Raw genomic sequence first — 5310 nt, 5'->3', positions numbered from 1 at the left:
CGAGCGCCTTGATGCCGGCCCGCGCCCGGCCCGCGGCCACGACCTCCAGCATCTCGCCGACCGTGAAGAGCAGCACGACGATGGCGGCCTCCTCGGCGGCGTGGATGGCGAGCGCCCCCGCGGTCGCGACCGACATCAGCATCTCGATGGAGAAGGGCGTGCCGGCGAACGCCGCCACGGCCGCGCGGCGGCCGTAATAGGCGAGGCCGACAAGCGCCCCTGGCCAGTAGGCGTACTCGCCCGCCACGCCCGGCGCGATCCGCTCGACCAGGAAGCCGGCGGCGAACAGGGCGCCGATCAGGATGCCGAGCAGCGCCTTCCGGGTTCGCCAGAGCGGCGGCTCGGGCTCCTCCGCGGTCTCGGCGGGCGGGGCGCCGCCCGAGGCTTGGACCATGGCTAGGTCCGCGGCCGTGGGAAGCGGCGCGACGCCGTAGCCCAGGCGCTCGATCCGCCCCTCCAGTTCGGTCCTCGGCGTCGCGGCCTCATCGAGTGCGAGGTCGAGGATCTGGCTGCCGTAGTTCACGCGCACGTCCGCGACGCCCGGCAGCCGGGAGACGGCGGTCTCGATCTTCCCGGCGCAGGTCGGGCAGTCCATGCCCTTGACCCTGTAGCGCAGAGCCTGCGGTCCGTTCGTGGGGAAGGATGTGCGGTCCGCGCCGGCGGCCTGGTCCATGGTGCGCTCCGTTCGCCGGGCTCCTGGTCCGGACTGGGAAGGCCCCCTACATGCACCCTGTAGTCACTACAGGGTCAAGGCCGTGCGCACCGCCTCTTCCATGACCATCGGCAGCCTCGCGGAGTCCACGCAGACCCGTGTCGAAACGGTCCGGTGGTACGAGAAGGTGGGGTTGCTGCCCCCGCCGGCGCGGTCGAGCGGGAACTACCGTCTTTACGGGCCCGAGCACCTGCGCCGACTGAGCTTCATCCGCCGCGGTCGCGCCCTGGGTTTCACCGTGGAGCAGATCCGAGACCTGCTCGCCCTGGCGGACGACCGGGATCGCTCCTGCGGCGAGGTCGACACCATCGCCCGTGCCCATCTCGCCGACGTGGAGCGCAAGTTGGCTGACCTGACCCGGCTCGCCTCGGAACTGCGCGAGGTCATCGGCCAGTGCGGCTGCGGGTCGGTTGCGGATTGCCGCATCATCGAGGCCCTGTCGCCGTTGGGTGAGCCCGCGTGAGGGACCTGAGCCCAGGTCAGCGAGCGACGTAGGGGGGCATCAGCACACGGCTCTCGAACAGCCCCTTGGCCACGAACCCGCAGCACGCGACGGCGAGGACAGCGACCGTGATCGCGACGAAGGCTCGGCGCGCGGCGGTCCGGACATGCGGCCTGACGCGACGGCGACGTCCCGCGTTCCTCTGGCCCCAGGAATGGCGTTCCTTCATCACCAGCTCGGCATTTCCTAAAGTGGAGGCTTGTCACGATTGCGCCGAAACTACGCCCGCTAGGCACTAGCTCCGCCTCAAAAACCGGGAGGCGGATTTGCGGTGAGATGAAAGCCCGACCTGCCACCGCGAAGTAATTACGAAGGCTGGCAGATGTACACCAAAAAGCCGACGCTTCGTCCAGGCGCGGCTAGAAAAAAGGGGATCCGCGGCGCCCGCATAAGCGTAAGCCGAGCGACAACTTCGACCCAACCGGTAAGGAGGCGAAATTCCTCTGTGATTGAACCGCGACGCCAGCGTTTAGGCCAGGAATGCGTGACCAGCCCTGCGAGCCGAGGAAGCTGAGCGCCCTGGTTACCTCCTCGAACCTGGCTCGTGCGTCCGACCAGCCCTGCGCGAAGTCGAACAGCTCCCGCAGGGCCGGCGAGATCTCCTTGTAGGCCGCGAGTGCGGCGACCAGCGCCCCGAGCGAGAGCCGGCCCTGGATGACAAGGTAGCCGCCGACCGAGAAGAAGAAGAACGGCGTCAGGTTGGACGTGTAGTTGTAGAGGCCCTTGAGCCGGCCTTTCAGATCGGCGATCTCGACGCGCACCCGCTCCAGCGCCTCGGCCTGGCGCATCTGCCGGAGGAGGACCGGGGGATGTTCCGCAGTCCCGGCTTCAGGCGCGGTCAGGAGGCCGCCGAGCGTCCGGGTCGCGTGCACCCGCTCACGCACCTTGGCGTTCAGGCGCCGCTGCAGCCGCGGCAGGAGCGTGAGCTGCACCGGCAGCATCACCAACGCGGCCAGCGCCAGGGCGGCATCCTGGAGGAGTAGGAAGGCCAGGCTGATCAGAAGCGTGCCGCCCTGGACGAGGGGCACGGCCACCAGGCCTGCGCCGGCGTAGCCGATGGGCTCGACCTCCTGCACGGCGACGGCGGCCAGCGCGGCGCGGCGCTCGGGAGACCGCTCCCCACGGGCACGCCGGAAGACGGCGAGGCGCAACCGGCGCACGAGGCGCTCGTTGAGGCCGCCGCGCGTCCGGTTGACCGCGTACTTGGCGAGGCCGCCCAGCGTCAGCACGGCGAGGTAGCTCGCGCACAGTGCGAACAGGAGTTCGACACGTCCCAGTTCGAGCCCGAGGAAGGCCATCCCGGGATGGCCGTCGCCCTCCGCGTCCGAGAGGGCGTGGTTGATGATGTGCTTGGGGATCTCCAGGAGGAGCCACGCGGCCGGCAGCGTCAGGAGCGAGAGCAGCAGCAGCCGCAACTGCGGGCGCAGCGTCGCCCGCAGGACGTAGCGCTCAAGGCGCCACTCTTCCGGATTTCCCGCGCCGCGCCGGCGCCGTTCGCGCAGCGTGCGCCAGGCGAGGCGCAGCGCCATCCACCCCGTCCAGGCCGGCGCCACGACGAGAGCAAGGACCGACACGAGCTCCATCCACCAATGGCCGTGGGGTCCGTCGAGGCCGGCGACACGGTGGATCAGGTCGTGGACGACGATGGGCGTAAACAACAATGGCACCGCGACGGGAAGGTGGATACAGGCGGAACAGGTCCCGCCGCGCAATCAAGCCGGATGGGAGGCCGTGCCGGCCTACATGCGTTCCTTGATGCCGGAACCGACGAGCCACCAGTTGATGGGGTAGCTGGTCAGGAATCCCGCGACCATGGCGAGCTGCATGGCGGCCCAGAACTCGACCGAGTTCACCGGGGCCCGCTGCCCCGCGAGGTGCGGGAACAGGTAGAATTGCGCGAAGGCCATGAAACCGTACATGCCGACCTGCCAGGCGATCAGCGAGGCGGTGTCCGCCTTCACGGCCGCCACGAGGCCCTCGCCAGGGGAGAGCCCCCGCATCGGCACGATGGCGTAATACTGGAACACGATCCCCAGCGCGTAGGCGAAGACGAAGTCCAGCACCCAGACCGCGTACATCTTCTCCTCGAACAGGGAGTGCCAGCCGAACCAGACCGCCACCGCCGGCACCAGGAAGGCGAGCCACTCGGCGGCGACGTCGCCCAGCATGCAGCCGCTGCCACAGTGGAGCGCGCCCTTGCCGACCATCACCGGGAACGGCGTGCCGGTCATGTTCGGCGGCTCCTCGCCCCGATCCTTGGCGTGGTGGTGCGCCTCCATCGTGGCGAGGCGTCCGTATCGGAAGTAGGCCCACACCACGGCGACAGTTCCGAACAGGGCGCTGACCGGCCAGACCACGTTCATCACGGTCATGTGCTGCGGGTGGCGGATGACCTGCACCGACAGCAGCAGGGCGCACGCCGCCCCCAGCAGCAGGGACGCGACGGCGAGGGCGTGGAGCCAGGTCGGGAACATGGAGGCTCCTAGCGGGCGGACGAGGGATCGAGCTTCGTCGCCCGCAGGCGCAGGGCGTTGCCGATCACGCTGACTGAGGACAGCGCCATCGCCGCGGCCGCGATGACCGGCGAGAGCAGGATACCGAGGAACGGGTAGAGGATGCCCGCCGCCACCGGCACGCCGGCGGCGTTGTAGATGAAGGCGAAGAACAGGTTCTGGCGGATGTTGCCCATCACCGCCCGCGACAGGCGCCGGGCCCGCACGATGCCGAGGAGGTCGCCCTTGAGCAGCGTCAGGCCGGCGCTCTCGATGGCCACGTCCGTGCCCGTGCCCATGGCGATGCCGACGTCCGCCGCGGCGAGCGCGGGAGCGTCGTTCACGCCGTCTCCGGCCATCGCGACGACCTCACCGGCGGCCTTGTGGCGCTCGACCACGGCGGCCTTCCGGTCGGGCAGCACCTCGGCCTCGACCTCCTCGATGCCGAGCCGGCGCGCCACGGCATCGGCGGTCGTGCGGTTGTCCCCGGTCAGCATCACGACCCGGATGCCCTCGGCCCGAAGCGCGGCGAGCGCCTCGGGCGTCGTCGCCTTGACGGGGTCGGCGATGGCGATGACGCCGGCCACGCGCCCGTCGACGCCCGCGAAGATCGCCGTGGCGCCTTCGCGCCGGAGCTCGTCGGCCTCGGCCGCGTGGGCCGAGACATCGACGCCCTGCTCGCGCAGGAAGGCGGCGTTGCCGAGGGCCACGCGCCGGCCCTCGACGGTGCCGAGCGCGCCCTTGCCAGTCGGGCTGTCGAAATCCTCGACGGGGGAGGTCGCGATCCCGCGCTTCCCGGCGGCCGCCACGATGGCCAGGGCGAGCGGGTGCTCGCTCGCCCGCTCGACGCTCGCCGAGAGGCGCAGCACGGTATCCTCGTCGAAGCCTGTCGCCGCCACGACCCGCGTCACCGCCGGCTTGCCCTCCGTCAGCGTCCCCGTCTTGTCGACCACCAGCGTGGTGACCCGCTCCATGCGCTCCAGGGCCTCGGCGCTCTTGACCAGCACCCCGGCCTGGGCGCCGCGGCCGACCCCGACCATGATCGACATCGGCGTGGCGAGGCCGAGCGCGCAGGGGCATGCGATGATGAGCACCGCGACCGCCGCAAGCAGCGCGAACGTGAAGCGCGGCTCCGGCCCGAACGCCATCCAGGCGACGAAGGCGAGCACCGCCACGCCGATGACCGCCGGCACGAACCAGCCGGCGACTTGGTCGGCGAGGCGCTGGATGGGCGCGCGCGAGCGCTGCGCCTCCGCCACCATCTGGACGATGCGGGCCAGCATGGTGTCGCGCCCGACCTTGGTCGCCTCGACCACGAGCGAGCCGGACTGGTTGAGGCTGCCGCCGATGACGGTGGCGCCGACCTCCTTGCCGACGGGCATGGATTCCCCCGTCACCAGGCTCTCGTCCACCGAGCTGCGGCCCTCCACGACGGCGCCGTCGACCGGCACCTTCTCGCCGGGGCGCACGCGCAGACGGTCGCCGACGCCGATGGCGTCGAGTTGCACCTCCTCGTCCGTACCGTCGGGGTGGATGCGCCGGGCCGTCTTCGGCGCGAGGTCGAGCAGCGCGCGGAGCGCGCCACCGGTGCTCTCGCGGGCGCG

The 5310-nt window shown here is 70.9% G+C and carries 6 protein-coding genes; 1 reads left to right on the top strand and 5 read right to left on the bottom strand.

The features are described 5' to 3' along the window. The coding region (locus MFF54_RS11215; RefSeq protein ID WP_238302856.1) for a cation transporter at nt 1-673 on the bottom strand (673 nt) is incomplete at its 3' end. A gap of 100 nt (nt 674-773) precedes the next feature. Here MFF54_RS11215 and MFF54_RS11210 point away from each other — a divergent pair. Then, complete coding sequence (locus MFF54_RS11210; protein WP_238302855.1) at nt 774-1175, top strand: MerR family transcriptional regulator; 402 nt, start codon at nt 774-776, stop codon at nt 1173-1175. 16 nt (nt 1176-1191) lie between these two features. On the opposite strand, the gene MFF54_RS11205 is transcribed toward MFF54_RS11210, so the two are convergent. The 4 genes from MFF54_RS11205 to MFF54_RS11190 form a co-directional block, all read right to left on the bottom strand. Then, on the bottom strand, nt 1192-1383 hold the full coding sequence (locus tag MFF54_RS11205) for a hypothetical protein (protein WP_048463383.1): 192 nt from the start codon (nt 1381-1383) through the stop codon (nt 1192-1194). 190 nt (nt 1384-1573) lie between these two features. Then, nucleotides 1574-2881 (bottom strand): multidrug ABC transporter ATPase, encoded by a 1308-nt coding sequence (locus tag MFF54_RS11200; protein ID WP_238302853.1) that lies wholly within the window; start codon nt 2879-2881, stop codon nt 1574-1576. Nucleotides 2882-2953: 72 nt separating this feature from the next. Then, on the bottom strand, nt 2954-3688 hold the full coding sequence (locus tag MFF54_RS11195) for a DUF4396 domain-containing protein (RefSeq protein ID WP_238302851.1): 735 nt from the start codon (nt 3686-3688) through the stop codon (nt 2954-2956). A gap of 8 nt (nt 3689-3696) precedes the next feature. Continuing rightward, nucleotides 3697-5310 (bottom strand): copper-translocating P-type ATPase (locus MFF54_RS11190; protein ID WP_238302850.1); only part of this gene is annotated, 1614 nt, incomplete at its 5' end.

The sequence above is a fragment of the Methylobacterium gregans genome (assembly GCF_022179245.1).
Lineage (GTDB): Bacteria > Pseudomonadota > Alphaproteobacteria > Rhizobiales > Beijerinckiaceae > Methylobacterium > Methylobacterium gregans.
Note: the sequence above shows the minus strand (reverse complement) of the source record. Positions and strands in the feature narration are given on the sequence as shown.